The 15,323-nt window shown below is 70.1% G+C and carries 15 protein-coding genes; 6 read left to right on the forward strand and 9 right to left on the reverse strand.

Going from position 1 to position 15,323, the window contains the following annotated elements; all coding sequences use genetic code 11:
* Window positions 1-11 precede the first annotated feature (11 nt).
* From ACJA3G_RS03405 to ACJA3G_RS03435, 7 genes are all read right to left on the reverse strand, one after another.
* The gene (locus tag ACJA3G_RS03405; protein ID WP_406551346.1) at window positions 12-2,513 is read right to left on the reverse strand and encodes an NADH-quinone oxidoreductase subunit G; all 2,502 of its coding nucleotides are present in this window, start codon (window positions 2,511-2,513) and stop codon (window positions 12-14) included.
* A complete protein-coding gene (gene nuoF / locus ACJA3G_RS03410; protein ID WP_406551347.1) occupies window positions 2,510-3,880 on the reverse strand; it encodes an NADH-quinone oxidoreductase subunit NuoF in 1,371 nt (456 codons plus the stop codon). The genes ACJA3G_RS03405 and nuoF overlap by 4 nt, the downstream gene beginning before the upstream one ends.
* Window positions 3,880-4,722, reverse strand: a complete 843-nt coding sequence (gene nuoE, locus ACJA3G_RS03415) for an NADH-quinone oxidoreductase subunit NuoE (protein WP_406551358.1) — start codon at window positions 4,720-4,722, stop codon at window positions 3,880-3,882. The genes nuoF and nuoE overlap by 1 nt, the downstream gene beginning before the upstream one ends.
* Window positions 4,723-4,748: 26 nt before the next feature.
* A complete protein-coding gene (locus ACJA3G_RS03420) occupies window positions 4,749-6,083 on the reverse strand; it encodes an NADH-quinone oxidoreductase subunit D (RefSeq protein ID WP_406551348.1) in 1,335 nt (444 codons plus the stop codon).
* Window positions 6,083-6,766 carry an NADH-quinone oxidoreductase subunit C gene (locus tag ACJA3G_RS03425; protein WP_406551359.1) on the reverse strand — a complete coding sequence of 228 codons (684 nt, stop codon included), beginning with the start codon at window positions 6,764-6,766 and terminating at the stop codon, window positions 6,083-6,085. The genes ACJA3G_RS03420 and ACJA3G_RS03425 overlap by 1 nt, the downstream gene beginning before the upstream one ends.
* A 71-nt stretch (window positions 6,767-6,837) precedes the next feature.
* Entirely contained in the window at window positions 6,838-7,392 is a 555-nt protein-coding gene (locus ACJA3G_RS03430) for an NADH-quinone oxidoreductase subunit B family protein (protein WP_067163033.1), read from the reverse strand.
* Between the two features lie 17 nt (window positions 7,393-7,409).
* Window positions 7,410-7,769, reverse strand: a complete 360-nt coding sequence (locus ACJA3G_RS03435) for an NADH-quinone oxidoreductase subunit A (RefSeq protein WP_007383963.1) — start codon at window positions 7,767-7,769, stop codon at window positions 7,410-7,412.
* Window positions 7,770-8,585: 816 nt separating this feature from the next.
* On the opposite strand from ACJA3G_RS03435, the gene ACJA3G_RS03440 reads away from it, so the two are divergent.
* The 5 genes from ACJA3G_RS03440 (at window position 8,586) to ACJA3G_RS03460 (ending at window position 13,088) form a co-directional block, all read left to right on the forward strand.
* Window positions 8,586-9,407, forward strand: coding sequence for a C40 family peptidase (locus ACJA3G_RS03440; protein WP_406551349.1), 822 nt, complete (start codon window positions 8,586-8,588; stop codon window positions 9,405-9,407).
* A gap of 608 nt (window positions 9,408-10,015) precedes the next feature.
* Window positions 10,016-10,309 (forward strand): putative ATP-grasp-modified RiPP, encoded by a 294-nt coding sequence (locus ACJA3G_RS03445; RefSeq protein WP_406551350.1) that lies wholly within the window; start codon window positions 10,016-10,018, stop codon window positions 10,307-10,309.
* Between the two features lies 1 nt (window position 10,310).
* A complete protein-coding gene (locus ACJA3G_RS03450; protein WP_406551351.1) occupies window positions 10,311-11,333 on the forward strand; it encodes an MvdC/MvdD family ATP grasp protein in 1,023 nt (340 codons plus the stop codon).
* A complete protein-coding gene (gene tgmC / locus ACJA3G_RS03455; RefSeq protein ID WP_406551352.1) occupies window positions 11,272-12,432 on the forward strand; it encodes an ATP-grasp peptide maturase system methyltransferase in 1,161 nt (386 codons plus the stop codon). The genes ACJA3G_RS03450 and tgmC overlap by 62 nt, the downstream gene beginning before the upstream one ends.
* Before the next feature lie 101 nt (window positions 12,433-12,533).
* Window positions 12,534-13,088 (forward strand): hypothetical protein, encoded by a 555-nt coding sequence (locus ACJA3G_RS03460; RefSeq protein WP_406551353.1) that lies wholly within the window; start codon window positions 12,534-12,536, stop codon window positions 13,086-13,088.
* 69 nt (window positions 13,089-13,157) lie between these two features.
* Here ACJA3G_RS03460 and ACJA3G_RS03465 read toward each other — a convergent pair whose 3' ends face one another.
* Entirely contained in the window at window positions 13,158-14,444 is a 1,287-nt protein-coding gene (locus ACJA3G_RS03465) for a geranylgeranyl reductase family protein (protein WP_406551354.1), read from the reverse strand.
* A 101-nt stretch (window positions 14,445-14,545) separates the two neighbouring features.
* On the opposite strand from ACJA3G_RS03465, the gene ACJA3G_RS03470 reads away from it, so the two are divergent.
* Window positions 14,546-15,064 carry a GNAT family N-acetyltransferase gene (locus ACJA3G_RS03470; protein ID WP_406551355.1) on the forward strand — a complete coding sequence of 173 codons (519 nt, stop codon included), beginning with the start codon at window positions 14,546-14,548 and terminating at the stop codon, window positions 15,062-15,064.
* A 137-nt stretch (window positions 15,065-15,201) separates the two neighbouring features.
* On the opposite strand, the gene ACJA3G_RS03475 is transcribed toward ACJA3G_RS03470, so the two are convergent.
* A partial coding sequence (locus ACJA3G_RS03475) for a glutaminase (RefSeq protein ID WP_406551360.1) occupies window positions 15,202-15,323 on the reverse strand: 122 nt, incomplete at its 5' end.

Here is a 15,323-nt window from a genome sequence, read left to right on the forward strand (position 1 = left end):
GGGGAAGTCGGTCACGACGCCACCTCCGGTACGACGGTGGCGGCGGCCCGCGCCGCCGGGCCGATGCGGACGATCCGGCCCGGGACCGCTCCGGTGTCCGCGTACACGCCGGCGCCGGTCGAGGCGAGCGGCAGCCACACCACCCGGTCGGGCATCTCGGTGACCTTCAGCGGCAGCCGGACCGCGCCCGCGGGGCCGCTCACCTGGAGCAGGTCGCCGTCCTTGACGCCGCACTCGGCCGCGGTGGCCGCCGAGAGCCGGGCGAGGGCCGCGTGCCGGGTCCCGGCCAGTGCCTCGTCGCCCTCCTGGAGGGTGCCGAGGTCGAGCAGCAGCCGGTGGCCGGCGAGGACCGCCTCGCCCTCGGCGGGCCGGGGCAGGGCCTGGGAGGTCTCCAGGGGCTCGGTGGCGCGCGGCCCGTCCCAGTGGCCCAGGCGCCGCAGCTCCGCGCGCGCGGCGCGGTTGTCGGGGAGCGCCAGGTGTACGTCCATGGCGTCCGCCAGCATGTGCAGCACGCGCGCGTCGGCGGGCGCCAGGCGCCGGGTCATCTGCTCGGGCTTCAGCGCGGCCTCGAACATCCGCGCCCGGCCTTCCCAGTTGAGGAAGAAGCCGGACTTCTCGGCGACGGCCGCGACCGGGAAGACCACGTCCGCCCGTTCGGTGACCTCGCTGGGCCGCAGCTCCAGGGAGACCACGAAGGCACCGGCCAGCGCCTCACGCGCGCGTGCCGGGTCCGGCAGGTCGGCCGGGTCGACGCCCGCGACCAGCAGCGCGCCCAGCTCGCCGGTGGCCGCGGCCTCGACGATCTGGCCGGTGTCCCGCCCGAAGCGGTGCGGCAGTTGACGCACCCCCCAGACGGCGGCGACCTCCTCACGCGCGCGTGGATCGGTGGCCGGGCGCCCGCCGGGCAGCAGCGCCGCCAGGGCGCCCGCCTCGATCGCGCCCCGCTCCCCGGCGCGGCGCGGGATCCAGACCAGTTCGGCCCCGGTCGCGGCGGCGGCCCGGACGGCCGCGGTCAGCGCGCCCGGGACCGCCGCGAGGCGCTCCCCGACCACGATGACCGAGCCGGGGGCCCGCAGCGCCTCGGCGGCGGCCGAGCCGTCGCCGTCCAGGCCGACCCCGCCCGCCAGCGCGTCCAGCCACTCGGTCTCGGTGCCGGGCGCGGCGGGAAGCAGGGTGCCGCCCGCCTTCTCCAGGCCCCGGGTCAGGTGGGTGGCCAGCGAGAAGGTGCGCAGGCCGTGCTTGCGCCAGGCCTTGCGCAGCCGCAGGAAGACGCCGGGCGCCTCCTCCTCCGCCTCGAACCCGACGAGCAGCACCGCGGGCGCCTTCTCCAAGGAGGTGTACGTGACGCCCTCCCCGGTGAGGTGGCCGCGCCCGGCGACCCGCGCCGCCAGGAAGTCGGCCTCCTCGGCGGAGTGCACGCGCGCGCGGAAGTCGACGTCGTTGGTGTCGAGGGCGATCCGGGCGAACTTGGCGTACGCGTAGGCGTCCTCGACGGTCAGCCGGCCGCCGGTGAGCACCCCGGCCCGGCCCCGGGCCGCGGCGAGTCCGGCCGCCGCGGCCTCCAGCGCCTCGGGCCAGGAGGCGGCCTCCAGCTCACCGGCCGCGTTGCGCACCAGCGGATGGGTCAGCCGGTCCGGCTTCTGCGCGTACCGGAAGGCGAACCGGCCCTTGTCGCACAGCCATTCCTCGTTGACCTCGGGGTCGTTGGCGGCGAGGCGCCGCATGACCTTGCCGCGCCGGTGGTCGGTGCGGGTGGCGCAGCCGCCCGCGCAGTGCTCGCACACCGACGGCGAGGAGACCAGGTCGAAGGGGCGGGAGCGGAACCGGTACGCCGCCGAGGTCAGCGCGCCGACGGGGCAGATCTGGATGGTGTTGCCGGAGAAGTACGACTCGAACGGGTCGCCCTCGCCGGTGCCGACCTGCTGGAGGGCGCCGCGCTCCAGGAGCTCGATCATCGGGTCGCCCGCGATCTGCTCGGAGAAGCGGGTGCACCGCGCGCACAGCACGCAGCGCTCGCGGTCCAGCAGCACCTGCGCCGAGATCGGTACCGGCTTCTCGTAGGTGCGCTTGTGGCCGTCGAAGCGGGTGTCGGGGTCGCCCACCAGCATGGCCTGGTTCTGGAGCGGGCACTCGCCGCCCTTGTCGCAGACCGGGCAGTCCAGCGGGTGGTTGATGAGCAGCAGCTCCATCACCCCGCGCTGGGACTTCTCCGCCACCGGCGACGTCAGCTGCGACTTGACCACCATGCCGTCGGTGCAGGTGATGGTGCAGGACGCCATCGGCTTGCGCTGGCCCTCCACCTCCACGATGCACTGGCGGCAGGCGCCGACCGGGTCGAGCAGCGGGTGGTCGCAGAACCGGGGGATCTCGATGCCGATCTGTTCGGCGGCCCGGATCACCAGCGTGCCCTTGGGGACGCTGATCTCCACGCCGTCGATGGTCAGCGAGACCAGGTCCTCCGGCGGCACCGCCGCCTCTCCGCCGCCGGAGGGAGCGCCAGTCGTCACCGTCATGCGTTCACCTCCGTGGTGCGGTGCGGGTTGTCGGCCCACAGGGTCGACTTGGCCGGGTCGAAGGGGCAGCCCCGGCCCGTGATGTGCTGCTCGTACTCCGCGCGGAAGTACTTGAGCGAGGAGAAGATGGGCGCCGCGGCGCCGTCGCCGAGCGCGCAGAAGGACTTGCCGTTGATGTTGTCGGCGATGTCGGAGAGCTTGTCGAGGTCGTCCATGGCGCCCTTGCCCGCCTCGATGTCCCGCAGCAACTGGACGAGCCAGTACGTCCCCTCACGGCAGGGTGTGCACTTGCCGCAGGACTCGTGGGCGTAGAACTCGGTCCAGCGGGTGACCGCCCGCACCACGCAGGTGGTCTCGTCGAAGCACTGGAGCGCCTTGGTGCCGAGCATGGAGCCCGCGGCGCCGACGCCCTCGTAGTCCAGGGGTACGTCGAGGTGCTCGTCGGTGAACATCGGGGTCGAGGAGCCGCCGGGCGTCCAGAACTTGAGGCGGTGGCCCGGCCGCATCCCGCCGCTCATGTCGAGCAGCTGGCGCAGCGTGATGCCGAGGGGTGCCTCGAACTGGCCGGGGCTCGCGACGTGCCCGCTGAGCGAATAGAGCGTGAAGCCGGGCGACTTCTCGCTCCCCATCGACTTGAACCAGTCTTTTCCCCGGGTGAGGATCGCGGGAACGCTGGCGATGGACTCGACGTTGTTCACCACAGTGGGGCACGCGTAGAGACCGGCGACCGCGGGGAAGGGGGGACGCAGCCGGGGCTGACCGCGACGGCCTTCCAGGGAGTCCAGCAGGGCGGTCTCCTCACCGCAGATGTACGCGCCGGCGCCGGCGTGCACGGTGAGTTCCAGGTCGAGGCCGCTGCCGAGGATGTCTTTGCCGAGGTAGCCCGCCGCGTAGGCCTCCCGCACGGCCTCGTGCAGCCTCCGCAGTACGGGGACGACCTCCCCGCGCAGATAGATGAACGCGTGCGACGACCTGATCGCGTAACAGGCGATCACGATGCCCTCGATGAGGCTGTGCGGGTTGGCGAAGAGGAGCGGGATGTCCTTGCAGGTCCCGGGCTCCGACTCGTCGGCGTTGACAACTAGATAGTGCGGTTTGCCATCGCCCTGCGGGATGAACTGCCACTTCATGCCCGTGGGGAAGCCCGCGCCGCCCCGGCCGCGCAGCCCGGAGTCCTTCACGTACGCGATGAGGTCGTCCGGTGACATGGCCAGGGCCTTGCGCAGCCCTTCGTAGCCGTCGTGCCGGCGGTAGGTCTCCAGGGTCCAGGAGTCGGGCTGGTCCCAGAAGGCGGAGAGAACGGGCGCCAGCAGTTTCTCCGGGCTGCTTCCGTTCCCGTTGCCGCTGAGTTCGGCTGCCAAGGTCATCACTCCCCCTCCTCGTCGACCGGGCCCGCCGGGTGTGCGGGGTCGGACGCAGAGGTCTGCTGCGGTGCGTCGTGCGAACTCAGGTGCCCGGAGCCGGGCTGGGCCGCCTCGCGGGGGCTCTCGTCGTGGGGGCCGCCGTCGCCCGGTCCCTCGCCGCGCGGGTGGACCACGCGCGCCTGCGGTGCCTCGCCCCTCGCCAGCCGCAGCCCGACCAGGGAGGCCGGGCCCGCGCCACCGCTCGCCGCGACGGCGCCGGGGCGCTCGTCGGGGAAGCCGGCCAGGATGCGGGCGGTCTCCTTGTAGGTGCACAGCGGGGCCCCGCGGGTGGGCTCCACCGGCCTGCCCGCGCGCAGGTCGTCGACCAGGCGCTTGGCCGACTCGGGAGTCTGGTTGTCGAAGAACTCCCAGTTGACCATCACCACGGGCGCGAAGTCGCAGGCGGCGTTGCACTCGATGTGTTCGAGCGTCACCTTGCCGTCGGGGGTGGTCTCGTCGTTGCCCACCCCGAGGTGGCGCTTGAGCTCGTCGAAGATGGCGTCCCCGCCCATCACCGCGCAGAGGGTGTTGGTGCAGACACCCACCTGGTAGTCGCCCGAGGGCTTGCGCCGGTACATGGTGTAGAAGGTGGCCACCGCGGTCACCTCGGCGGTCGTGAGGTCCAGCATCTGCGCGCAGAAGCGCATCCCGGTGCGGGAGACATGGCCCTCCTCCGACTGCACGAGGTGCAGCAGCGGCAGCAGCGCGGAGCGGCTGTCGGGATAGCGGGCGATGACCTCCCTGGCGTCCGCCTCCAGCCGGGCGCGGACGTCGGCCGGGTAGTCGGGCGCGGGCAGCTGGGGCATGCCCAGGCTCGTCGGCGTGGTCTCGGTCACCGGTCGACGCCTCCCATCACGGGGTCGATGGACGCCACGGCCACGATGACGTCGGCGACCTGGCCGCCCTCGCACATCGCCGCCATGGCCTGGAGATTGGTGAAGGACGGATCGCGGAAGTGGACCCGGTAGGGGCGGGTGCCTCCGTCGCTGACGACGTGCACCCCGAGCTCGCCCTTGGGCGACTCGACCGCCGCGTACGTCTGTCCGAGGGGCACCCGGAAGCCCTCGGTCACCAGCTTGAAGTGGTGGATCAGGGACTCCATGGAGGTGCCCATGATCTTCTTGATGTGGTCGAGGGAGTTGCCGAGTCCGTCCGGACCGAGCGCGAGCTGGGCGGGCCAGGCGATCTTCTTGTCGGCGACCATGACCGGGCCGGGCTCCAGCCGGTCCAGACACTGCTCGACGATCCTGAGCGACTGGCGCATCTCCTCCAGCCGCACCAGGAAGCGCCCGTAGGCGTCACAGCTGTCGGCGGTGGGGACCTCGAAGTCGTAGGCCTCGTAGCCGCAGTACGGGTCGGTCTTGCGCAGGTCGTGCGGCAGGCCCGCGGAGCGCAGGATCGGGCCGGTGGCTCCCAGCGCCATACAGCCGGTCAGATCGAGGTAGCCGACGTCCTGCATCCGGGCCTTGAAGATCGGGTTGCCGGTGGCGAGCTTGTCGTACTCCGGCAGGTTCTTCTTCATCGTCTTCACGAACTCGCGGAGCTGGTCCACCGCGCCCGGCGGCAGGTCCTGGGCGAGGCCGCCGGGGCGGACGAACGCGTGGTTCATCCGCAGACCGGTGATCAGCTCGAAGACGTCGAGGATGAGTTCGCGGTCCCGGAAGCCGTAGATCATGATCGTGGTGGCGCCGAGCTCCATGCCGCCGGTGGCGATGCAGACCAGGTGCGAGGAGAGCCGGTTCAGCTCCATCAGGAGCACCCGGATCACCGAGGCGCGGTCGGGGATCTGGTCGGTGATGCCGAGCAGCTTCTCCACGCCCAGGCAGTACGCCGTCTCGTTGAAGAACGGCGTCAGGTAGTCCATGCGCGTGACGAAGGTGGTGCCCTGCGTCCAGGTGCGGAATTCGAGGTTCTTCTCGATGCCGGTGTGGAGGTAGCCGATGCCGCAGCGGGCCTCGGTGACCGTCTCGCCGTCGATCTCCAGGATCAGCCGGAGCACACCGTGCGTGGAGGGGTGCTGGGGGCCCATGTTGACGACGATGCGCTCGTCGTCGGCGCGGGCGGCGGTGCGGACGACCTCGTCCCAGTCGCCGCCGGTGACCGTGTAGACGGTCCCCTCGGTCGTCTCCCTGGCAGAAGCGCGGGAAGCGTCGCTGGAAGTGCTCATCAGGTGTACGACCTCCGCTGGTCCGGAGCCGGGATCTGGGCGCCCTTGTACTCGACGGGGATGCCGCCGAGGGGGTAGTCCTTGCGCTGCGGGAAGCCCTGCCAGTCGTCCGGCATCATGATCCGGGTGAGGGCGGGGTGGCCGTCGAAGACCAGGCCGAAGAAGTCGTAGGCCTCGCGCTCGTGCCAGTCGTTGGTCGGATAGACACCGACCAGGGACGGCAGGTGCGGATCGCTGTCCGGGGCGGTGACCTCCAGACGGATCAGCCGGCCGTGGGTGAGCGAGCGCAGGTGGTAGACGGCGTGCAGCTCGCGGCCCTTGTCGCCCGGGAAGTGGACGCCGCTCACGCCCGTACAGAGCTCGAAGCGCAGGACCGGGTCGTCGCGCAGGGTCCGTGCCACCCGGACGAGGTGCTCGCGCGCGATGTGGAAGGTGAGCTCGCCGCGGTCGACGACCGTCTTCTCGATGGCGTTCTCCGGGAGGAGGTCCTGCTCCTCCAGGGCGCCTTCGAGTTCGTCGGCCACCTCGTCGAACCAGCCGCCGTAGGGGCGGGAGGAGGCGCCGGGCAGGGTGACGGTGCGCACCAGGCCGCCGTAGCCGGTGGTGTCACCGCCCTTCTCCGCGCCGAACATGCCCCGGCGGACGCCGATGACGTCGCCGGTGTCGTCGCGCTGGGCGGGCAGACCGCCGCTCTCGGGCGCCTCGGGCGTCCCGGGGGCGCCGTCGCCCGGCCCCTTGGGAGTACGGTCGTCGCTCACCGCAGCAGCCCCTTCATCTCGATGGTGGGCAGCGCCTTGAGGGCGGCCTCCTCCGCCTCGCGGGCGGCCTCCTCCGCGTTCACGCCGAGCTTGGAGCCCTGGATCTTCTGGTGGAGCTTGAGGATCGCGTCGATGAGCATCTCGGGCCGGGGCGGACAGCCGGGCAGATAGATGTCGACCGGGACAATGTGGTCGACGCCCTGCACAATCGCGTAATTGTTGAACATTCCGCCCGATGATGCGCAAACCCCCATGGAGATGACCCACTTGGGGTTCGGCATCTGGTCGTAGACCTGCCGCAGGACCGGCGCCATCTTCTGGCTGACCCGGCCGGCCACGATCATCAGGTCCGCCTGGCGCGGTGAGCCGCGGAAGACCTCCATGCCGAACCGGGCCAGGTCGTAGCGGCCCGCGCCGGTCGTCATCATCTCGATGGCGCAGCAGGCCAGACCGAAGGTGGCGGGGAAGACGGACGCCTTGCGCACCCAGCCCGCGGCCTGTTCGACGGTGGTCAGCAGAAAGCCGCTCGGCAGTTTCTCTTCGAGTCCCATAGGTGCCCCTCAGCCCCTCAGTCCCATTCCAGGCCGCCGCGCCGCCATACGTACGCGTAGGCGACGAACACGGTGAGCACGAAGAGCAGCATCTCCACGAGCCCGAAGACCCCCAGGGCGTCGAAGGTGACGGCCCAGGGGTAGAGGAAGACGATCTCGATGTCGAAGACGATGAAGAGCATCGCCGTCAGGTAGTACTTGATGGGGAAGCGGCCTCCGCCGGCCGGCGTGGGAGTCGGTTCGATGCCGCACTCGTACGCCTCAAGTTTCGCCCGGTTGTACCTTTTTGGGCCGATAAGCGTGGCCATGACCACGGAGAAGATCGCAAACCCAGCCCCGAGGGCGCCGAGCACGAGGATGGGCGCGTAGGCATTCACGCTCCTCGCTCCTTCCAGTCGTCCTTGACCGTTGGACCGCACACGGGCGCCGCTGCCGCCCCTCCCGCCGCGCGAAGATCGCGCACATGTGAGGCAGTTCACAAGCCCGACTGCCCCGCATCCTATGCCCGGTGGTCTGTGATCTGCGACACGGGGTGCGGCAACGGCTTTGTGATCTCCACCACCTGACGAAGGATCATGAAGTCGGATGAGCAGTGATCTTCACACCCGAAGCGGCCGAGTGATCACAAGGCGTAGCATCTGCTCCTGTTACCGCTGGTCGCAGGGGGTGCGGCACTATCAAGACATGGGGCCTACAAGCAAATTGGCGATGGACTCGTTCGAGTGATAAAGGATCGCCGCCCACTCGTGCGGGTGAGAGCGCCGCCGACCGGTGGACCTGTGCACGCGTTCACGAACTCCGCAGCATGACGCCGACCAACACGGAACGCCCCGGACCGATCCGGACCGGGCCTGAACGATCTAGAACCGACACCACGCCGCCGCGCCCCCCGCTCCCATGATCACGGCGCGGTCACGGGACGGCGGAGGCGCGGATACGAAGTGACCTGCGTCACACGGAACAGTCACGGATTAAACCGGGCTTGGCCAACGGTGTGAACGGATGGTAGGCGACGGGCAATTCGGACTATTTATAAAAACCACATGATCACAGCCGTGTTCACGCATGCCCGTATTGCCCGTTACGGCGTCAATAAGGGCGCGCAGGAAGCGGATTCGCCCGTTCCGAGCGCAACTGTGGCGCAGCACACGTTTCTTGAAGGGAACCCCGTACCCCTGATAGCGGTTGTACTCATGTCCCACACCGCTCACATACCCAGCCACCGGAAGCCCCGCCGCAGCGCCTCCAAGCTCGCGCTCCGTGCCGGAGTTGCCGGTGGCGTCCTCAGCACCATCGCGGTGGCAGGCGCCGCCGCCCCGGCCATCGCCGCCGAGCCGGTGACCGAGACCATCGAGATGCCCACGCTCACGACCGGTCTCGCGAGCACCGCCGCTGCCGCCTCCGAGGCCACCCAGCAGGTCGCCGCCGACCTCCAGCTGAAGGCCGAGCAGAACGCCGCCGCCTCCACCGCAGCCAAGGTCGCCAAGAAGGCCAAGGCCGACGCGGACGCCAAGGCCGAGGCGGAGAAGAAGGCCAAGGCGGAAGCCGAGGCCAAGGCGAAGGCGGAGGCCACCGAGCGCGCCTCCCGCTCCTCCGCGCGCACCACCCTGGCCTCGACCGGTGGCGGCAGCAGCTCCGTCACCACGACGTCCACCGCCACGGGTTCCGCCGCCACCATCGTGAACTTCGCGCTGGCCCAGGTCGGCAAGGCGTACGTGTCCGGGGCCACGGGCTCCAGCGCGTACGACTGCTCGGGCCTGGTGCAGGCCGCGTACCGCCAGGTGGGCGTCGACCTGCCGCGCGTCTCGCAGGACCAGTCGACCGCGGGCCGCCAGGTCTCGCTCTCGAACCTCCAGCCGGGCGACATCCTGTACTGGGGCGGCGCGGGCTCCGCGTACCACGTGGCCATCTACGTCGGCGGCGGCAAGTTCGTCGGCGCGCAGAACTCCTCGACCGGTGTGGTCGAGCGCAGCATGGACTGGGACCAGCCGACCGGCGCGGTCCGCGTCCTCTAGTCGCGGCGCTCACGGATACGGCGAAGGGCCGGTGCTCCTCTCGGGGGGAGCACCGGCCCTTCTGCCGTGCGGGGGTTCCCGCCCCCGACTTCGCACGGTCGCAGGCAGCCCCTTGTAGGCAGGAGGCGGATGCCGCCGGGGCGGTTCGGCGTGAGCGGCGAACGCGTCCGGCACTGGGCGGCCCTGTACCAGTGCCCAGCCAACGAGTACTTCGAGGCACCGGTCGCCATAGCTGTAGAACGCGGCCGAGATAGTGGGTATTCAATGGCGAGAGCGACAACATCGACTTGATCATCCGAACCAGCCGGGCGAAGCTCCTCGCCTTCTTCCGAGGTGTGGAAGCACGCGAGTTCGATCGCTACACGAGGTAGCCATGTTGTGGAGCGTCGGCCCGTGCCCATCCGGCGAGGGGCCTTCGTCCTCCGTATCACGCGCTGCCATGTGCCGTCTCACTCGTTAGCCGGCACATGCTTGATACGGATCTGCAGCCGACGCTACGGTCGCAGCGCATGCCAGGCGGGGAAGTACCAGGACAACAGCGCCTACCCCATGCACGTACCGGATCCACGGCCGACTGCCGGATCACGGGCAGCCTTGCTCAGTCCCCGATGGGCGTCAGCCCTCGAAGGAGGACCGTGCGTACTTCCACGGCCGCACCCTGGGGGGTGCAGCGCTTGGCGCTGTACCCGAACGTCATCCGGGTGCCCTATTCGCGAACAGAGTTAGACCCTGAGACCCAGATGACCCGGTACCTCGACCCAGACGGCAACCCCGTCGACATGGGCAAGCACGGTACGGGCACCACGACTGCCAACCAGACGTCGACATCGTCCGACGGGGGCGGGCCCAACCCGCCGCCGCCCGCAGACTCCGACCTCACCTCGGACGACGACTCGGACTGACGTGGCCGACACACCGGTTCTCGTTGTCACCGCGCTCGGCGACGTCACCGCTGATCTGGTGTTGGGCGAGCTCTACGGCCGGGGCGTCCCGACCGTACGGCTCGACCCTGCCGCCGACTTCCCCGGTACAGCCGCCATGAGTGCCCGGATCGACAGCGGGGTGTTCACCGGGGAGATCACCACGGCGACCCGACACCTCGATCTGTCGAGCGTCCGCTCTGTCTACTGGCGCCGTCCGACGCCATTCAGGAACTCTCAGCAGGTGGAGGCCCCCGAGCAGCGGTTCGTGATCGAGCAGTCGCGCCATGGCTACATGGGGGCACTGCACGCGCTGCCGGGGGCTTTGTACGTCAACCACCCGGCGCGGAACCGAGAAGCCGAGAACAAGGTGCTCCAGCTCGCCACCGCGGCCCGGTTGGGTTTCACGGTCCCCGACACCCTGATCACGGACGTACCGGCGGACGCCGCCGAGTTCGTGGCGGAGCACGGGACAGTGATCTACAAGCCCGTGCACCGTGTGCATCTCACCGGCGAGGACGGCCGGAACCGAACCGTCTGGGTGCGCACCGTTCGGACGGACGAGCCCGACGATTCGATCGCCCTGTGCCCTCATGTCTTCCAGGACTGCGTGCCGAAGATCGCCGACGTCCGTCTGGCCATGGTGGGAGACCAGGCGTTCGCGACCCGCATCGACACCGACGGCGATCACCTCGACTGGCGCCAGGACCAGAGTCTGATCACCTGCTCCCCATCCCCGTCCCCCATGCCGTGCGCGCCGCTGCACGGACCTTCCTTCATACGTTCGGACTCCGTTTCGGCGCTCTTGACTTCGCCCTGGACGCGGACGGCCGATGGTGGTTCCTGGAATGCAACCCCAACGGGCAATGGGCGTTCGTCGACGAGGCCACCACCCGCGCCATCGCGAGCGCGCTCGCCGACATCCTTGAGGAGGGCGACACCGCATGACCCAGGAAACCGCAGCCGAGCTGCGCCGTCGGCTCGTCGAGCAACTCGTCGCCGATGACGTGCTGCACGACCCCGAGGTGCGCCGCGCAGCCGAAACCGTGCCGCGCGAGGTGTTCCTCGGCAGCGCGATCTACCGGCCGAGCCCCCCTCCGGGCGTAACAGTCTGGACGCCCACCCGCCGCGACGACACTCCGGCCGACGACTGGCTGCGCCTCACGTACGAGAATCAGACGTGGGTGACCCAGATCGACGGAGTACTGGCCGAGGACGCTACCGGGGCCGTCACGGGCGGCAGTCCGACCTCGTCCTCGACCCTGCCCGGCGTCGTCCTGTGGATGATCGAACAGGCCGGTGTCGCCCGGGGCAAACGCGTGCTCGTCATCGGTACGGGAACGGGTCTTTCGACCGCCTACCTCTGCGAGGTCGCCGGCGAGGACAACGTCACCTCGGTCGAGACCGACCCGAGTGCCGCCGGGCGCGCCCACAAGGCTCTCGGTGAGGCGGGTTACGCTCCGACGCTCGTCACAGCCGACGGTCTTCGTGGCTACCCCGATCGGGCCCCGTACGACGTCGTGATCGCCTTCTGCTCCATGCGGCACGTCCCCTACGGACTGCTCCAGCAGATCACCGCTGGCGGAACGCTCCTCGTCACCCTCTCGGGATGGGGTGGTGCGCACGGACTCGTGCGCCTGACGGTCGATGACAGCGGCGCCGCTCAAGGTCGCTTCCTGCCTGGCTATACCTCTTTCATGATCGCCCGCCCGCACGACCGCCCCCCGCACGGGCGGTTCGAGCTGCTGCCCGGCCATGAGCGCCCGAGCCGGATCGACCCCGCCCTGCTCGACGACTGGACCGGCCGGTTCGTGGCGCAGCTCGCCGCGCCCTCGGCGGAACGCCTCGGAGCGGGAGCCGAGCAGGTGCTGCTCGACGTCGCCACCGGGTCACAGGCGCGGACCCGCATGGCGGACTCCGGCGAAGGGTGGACCGTGGTCCAGCGAGGACCGCTCAGCCTCTGGAACAGAGTCGAGGACTCGATCGCCGCGTGGCAGAGCCACGGCTCGCCGTTCCTGTCCGAGTTCGGCATGAGCATCACCCCGGACACCCAGAAGGTCTGGCTCCGCGTACCGCACGGGCCGAGTTGGGCCCTGCCCATCTAGGATGCCTGCCCACCCGCCGCCCTGCCGTCCAGCAGCTCAGAACTGGCTCAATTGCCGTTTGCGCAGCCCGCTTCGGGCGCAGAACGCCAAGCATGACAGACGTGGACTGGGGCACCGTCCCAGCTTGGGCGAGCGCATTCCTCACCAGCGGATCGCTGCTCCTCGGGTTCTACATCCTGCTACGCGACCGCAGAAAAGAAGAACGTCAGGAAGCGCTGAAAGTCGTCTGCTGGTCCGAGTACGGCTCCGCAGACTCGCCCGATCACGGCATGCACGTGGTGCACGTGCTGAACACTTCATCCCGACCGATCTACAACGCGTCAGTGCTCGTTGACTTGAGGCTCGTCGCGTTCGACGGATTCGAGGGGTTCGGTCTCGCCGGCATCATCCCCTCGGCCGAAGAGGCGACGACGCGGATCGACAGGCGGATGAACCATCGCAAGATCTTCCCGGTCGCGATCGGTTTCACCGATAGCGACGGGTTCGACTGGATACGCGACCTCGGCACGCGACGCCTTTATCGCGACCCGCGTTCCGGCCGCCGCTACCTCGCCAGGATCCGCGCGCGACTCCGGCTTGCCAAACTGTTCGGCTGGCGACGAGTCCTAGCCCGTGGAGGACCTGCGCAATCGATACGGCGCCGGCTGCTGCGCTAGCAACAGGAGACGTGGGAAGCGCCTACGGAATGGCGGCGGCTCACTCCGTAGGCTGAACATCCCATCCGCTCAGGCCTTCGGGGCCACCTTCGACAGGCCGTTGATGATGCGGTCCATCGCGTCGCCGCCCGTGGGGTCGGTCAGGTTCGCGAGCATCTTCAGCGTGAACTTCATCAGCACCGGGTGCGTCAGACCGCGCTGGGTGGCGATCTTCATGACCCTCGGGTTGCCGATGAGCTTCACGAAGGCGCGGCCCAGCGTGTAGTAACCGCCGTAGGTGTCCTTGAGGACCTTCGGGTAGTTGTGCAGGGCCAGTTCGCGCTGGGCGGGGGTCGCGCGGGCGTGGGCCTGGACGATGACGTCGGCCGCGATCTGGCCGGACTCCATGGCGTACGCGATGCCCTCGCCGTTGAACGGGTTCACCAGGCCGCCCGCGTCGCCCACCAGCAACAGGCCCTTGGTGTAGTGCGGCTGGCGGTTGAAGGCCATGGGCAGGGCCGCGCCGCGGATGGGGCCCGTCATGTTCTCCTCCGTGTAGCCCCAGTCGGCGGGCATGGAGGCGCACCAGGCCTTCAGGACCTCGCGCCAGTCGAGCTCCTTGAAGGAGGCGGAGGTGTTCAGGACGCCGAGGCCCACGTTGGAGGTGCCGTCGCCCATGCCGAAGATCCAGCCGTAGCCGGGCAGGAGGCGGTCCTCGCCCGGGCCGCGCCGGTCCCACAGCTCCAGCCAGGACTCCAGGTAGTCGTCGTCGTGGCGGGGCGAGTGGAAGTACGTCCGTACGGCCACGCCCATCGGGCGGTCCTCGCGGCGGTGCAGGCCCATGGCGAGGGAGAGCCGGGTGGAGTTGCCGTCGGCGGCGACGACCAGCGGCGCGTGGAAGGTGACCTCGCGCTTGTCCTCGCCGAGCTTGGCGTTCACGCCGGTGATCCGGCCCGTACGGTCGTCGATGATCGGCGCGCCCACGTTGCAGCGCTCGTGGAGGCGGGCGCCGGCCTTCTGGGCCTGGCGGGCCAGCTGCTCGTCGAAGTCGTCGCGCTTGCGGACGAGTCCGTAGTCGGGGTAGCTGGCGAGCTCCGGCCAGTCGAGCTGGAGCCGGACGCCGCCGCCGATGATGCGCAGGCCCTTGTTCCGCAGCCAGCCGGCCTCTTCGGAGACGTCGATGCCCATGGCGACCAGCTGCTTGGTGGCGCGCGGGGTGAGGCCGTCGCCGCACACCTTCTCGCGCGGGAAGGCGGTCTTCTCCAGCAGCAGTACGTCGAGTCCGGCCTTGGCCAGGTAGTACGCCGTGGTCGATCCGGCGGGGCCTGCCCCGACGACGATCACATCCGCGGTGTGTTCGGAGAGGGGCTCGGTCACAGCGGGTTCTCCCGAAGACTCGATTTCGTGTGCCGGAACGCACGGGACATGTGCAGTCTATGGGTGGGTGTTGATCGTTATCGCGAAGGGTTGCCCACGCCATGAGCTCCACTGAGGAGAAGTCCCTGCCCCTCGTACGGCTGCGCGTGCCGACCGAGGAGGACGCCTACGCCTGGCACGAGGCGTTCGACGACCCGGAGGTCATGGAGTTCCACGGGGGCGCCACGGCGGAGCTGTCGGTGTACGAGGAGCTGACCGCGCGCCAGCGCCGGCACGACGCGGAGCGGGGGTTCTGTCTCTGGACGCTCCTCGACGAGGACGACGCGGTGATCGGCTTCACGGGCGCGCAGCCCTGGCCGCACGGGTGGGGCCCGGTCGGCGAGGTGGAGATCGGCTGGCGGCTCGCCCGCCGGTCGTGGGGGCGGGGGTACGCGACGGCGGCGGCGCGGGTCGCGGTCGAGCGGGTGCGGGCCGCCGGGGTCGGCCGTGTGGTGGCGATGGTGGACGCGCGCAACGAGCGGTCCGTGGCCGTGACGCGGCGGTTGGGGATGCGGCTCGCCGAGACGTTCCGGACGCCCGCGTCCGACCGGGAGGGATATTGCTTCCGGCTGTCGCTCTGACGGCCGTCGGCGGATGAGTGGGGGCCCGTGGAGCCCGTGAGGTCCGGTCGCGTGGTTCCCCGTGCCCCTAAACCCGGTGGGAGCGGCGTCTTTCGGCCAAGCTGGGGCCCGTCCCCCCTTCCGCGAGGGGGCACGGGTCAGAACACCGACAGGCCCGTCAGGGTCGTGAAGCGGTCCAGCGCCGCCACCCCCGCCACCGAGTTGCCCCGGGCGTCCAGCCCCGGGCTCCACACGCACAGCGTGCACCGGCCGGGCACGC

Origin of the sequence: Streptomyces sp. YS-3 (genome assembly GCF_045257485.1) — a bacterium.
In the GTDB taxonomy this organism is placed as follows: domain Bacteria; phylum Actinomycetota; class Actinomycetes; order Streptomycetales; family Streptomycetaceae; genus Streptomyces.

Excerpts from the sequence above, each read along its gene's own strand:
- tgmC (WP_406551352.1), top strand. The coding sequence starts at position 11,272 with ATGACCCAGGAAACCGCAGCCGAGCTGCGCCGTCGGCTCGTCGAGCAA.
- nuoF (WP_406551347.1), bottom strand. The coding sequence starts at position 3,880 with ATGACCTTGGCAGCCGAACTCAGCGGCAACGGGAACGGAAGCAGCCCG.
- nuoE (WP_406551358.1), bottom strand. The coding sequence starts at position 4,722 with ATGCCCCAGCTGCCCGCGCCCGACTACCCGGCCGACGTCCGCGCCCGG.
- ACJA3G_RS03420 (WP_406551348.1), bottom strand. The coding sequence starts at position 6,083 with ATGAGCACTTCCAGCGACGCTTCCCGCGCTTCTGCCAGGGAGACGACC.
- ACJA3G_RS03430 (WP_067163033.1), bottom strand. The coding sequence starts at position 7,392 with ATGGGACTCGAAGAGAAACTGCCGAGCGGCTTTCTGCTGACCACCGTC.
- ACJA3G_RS03405 (WP_406551346.1), bottom strand. The coding sequence starts at position 2,513 with ATGACGGTGACGACTGGCGCTCCCTCCGGCGGCGGAGAGGCGGCGGTG.
- ACJA3G_RS03470 (WP_406551355.1), top strand. The coding sequence starts at position 14,546 with ATGAGCTCCACTGAGGAGAAGTCCCTGCCCCTCGTACGGCTGCGCGTG.
- ACJA3G_RS03445 (WP_406551350.1), top strand. The coding sequence starts at position 10,016 with ATGGGCGTCAGCCCTCGAAGGAGGACCGTGCGTACTTCCACGGCCGCA.
- ACJA3G_RS03440 (WP_406551349.1), top strand. The coding sequence starts at position 8,586 with ATGTCCCACACCGCTCACATACCCAGCCACCGGAAGCCCCGCCGCAGC.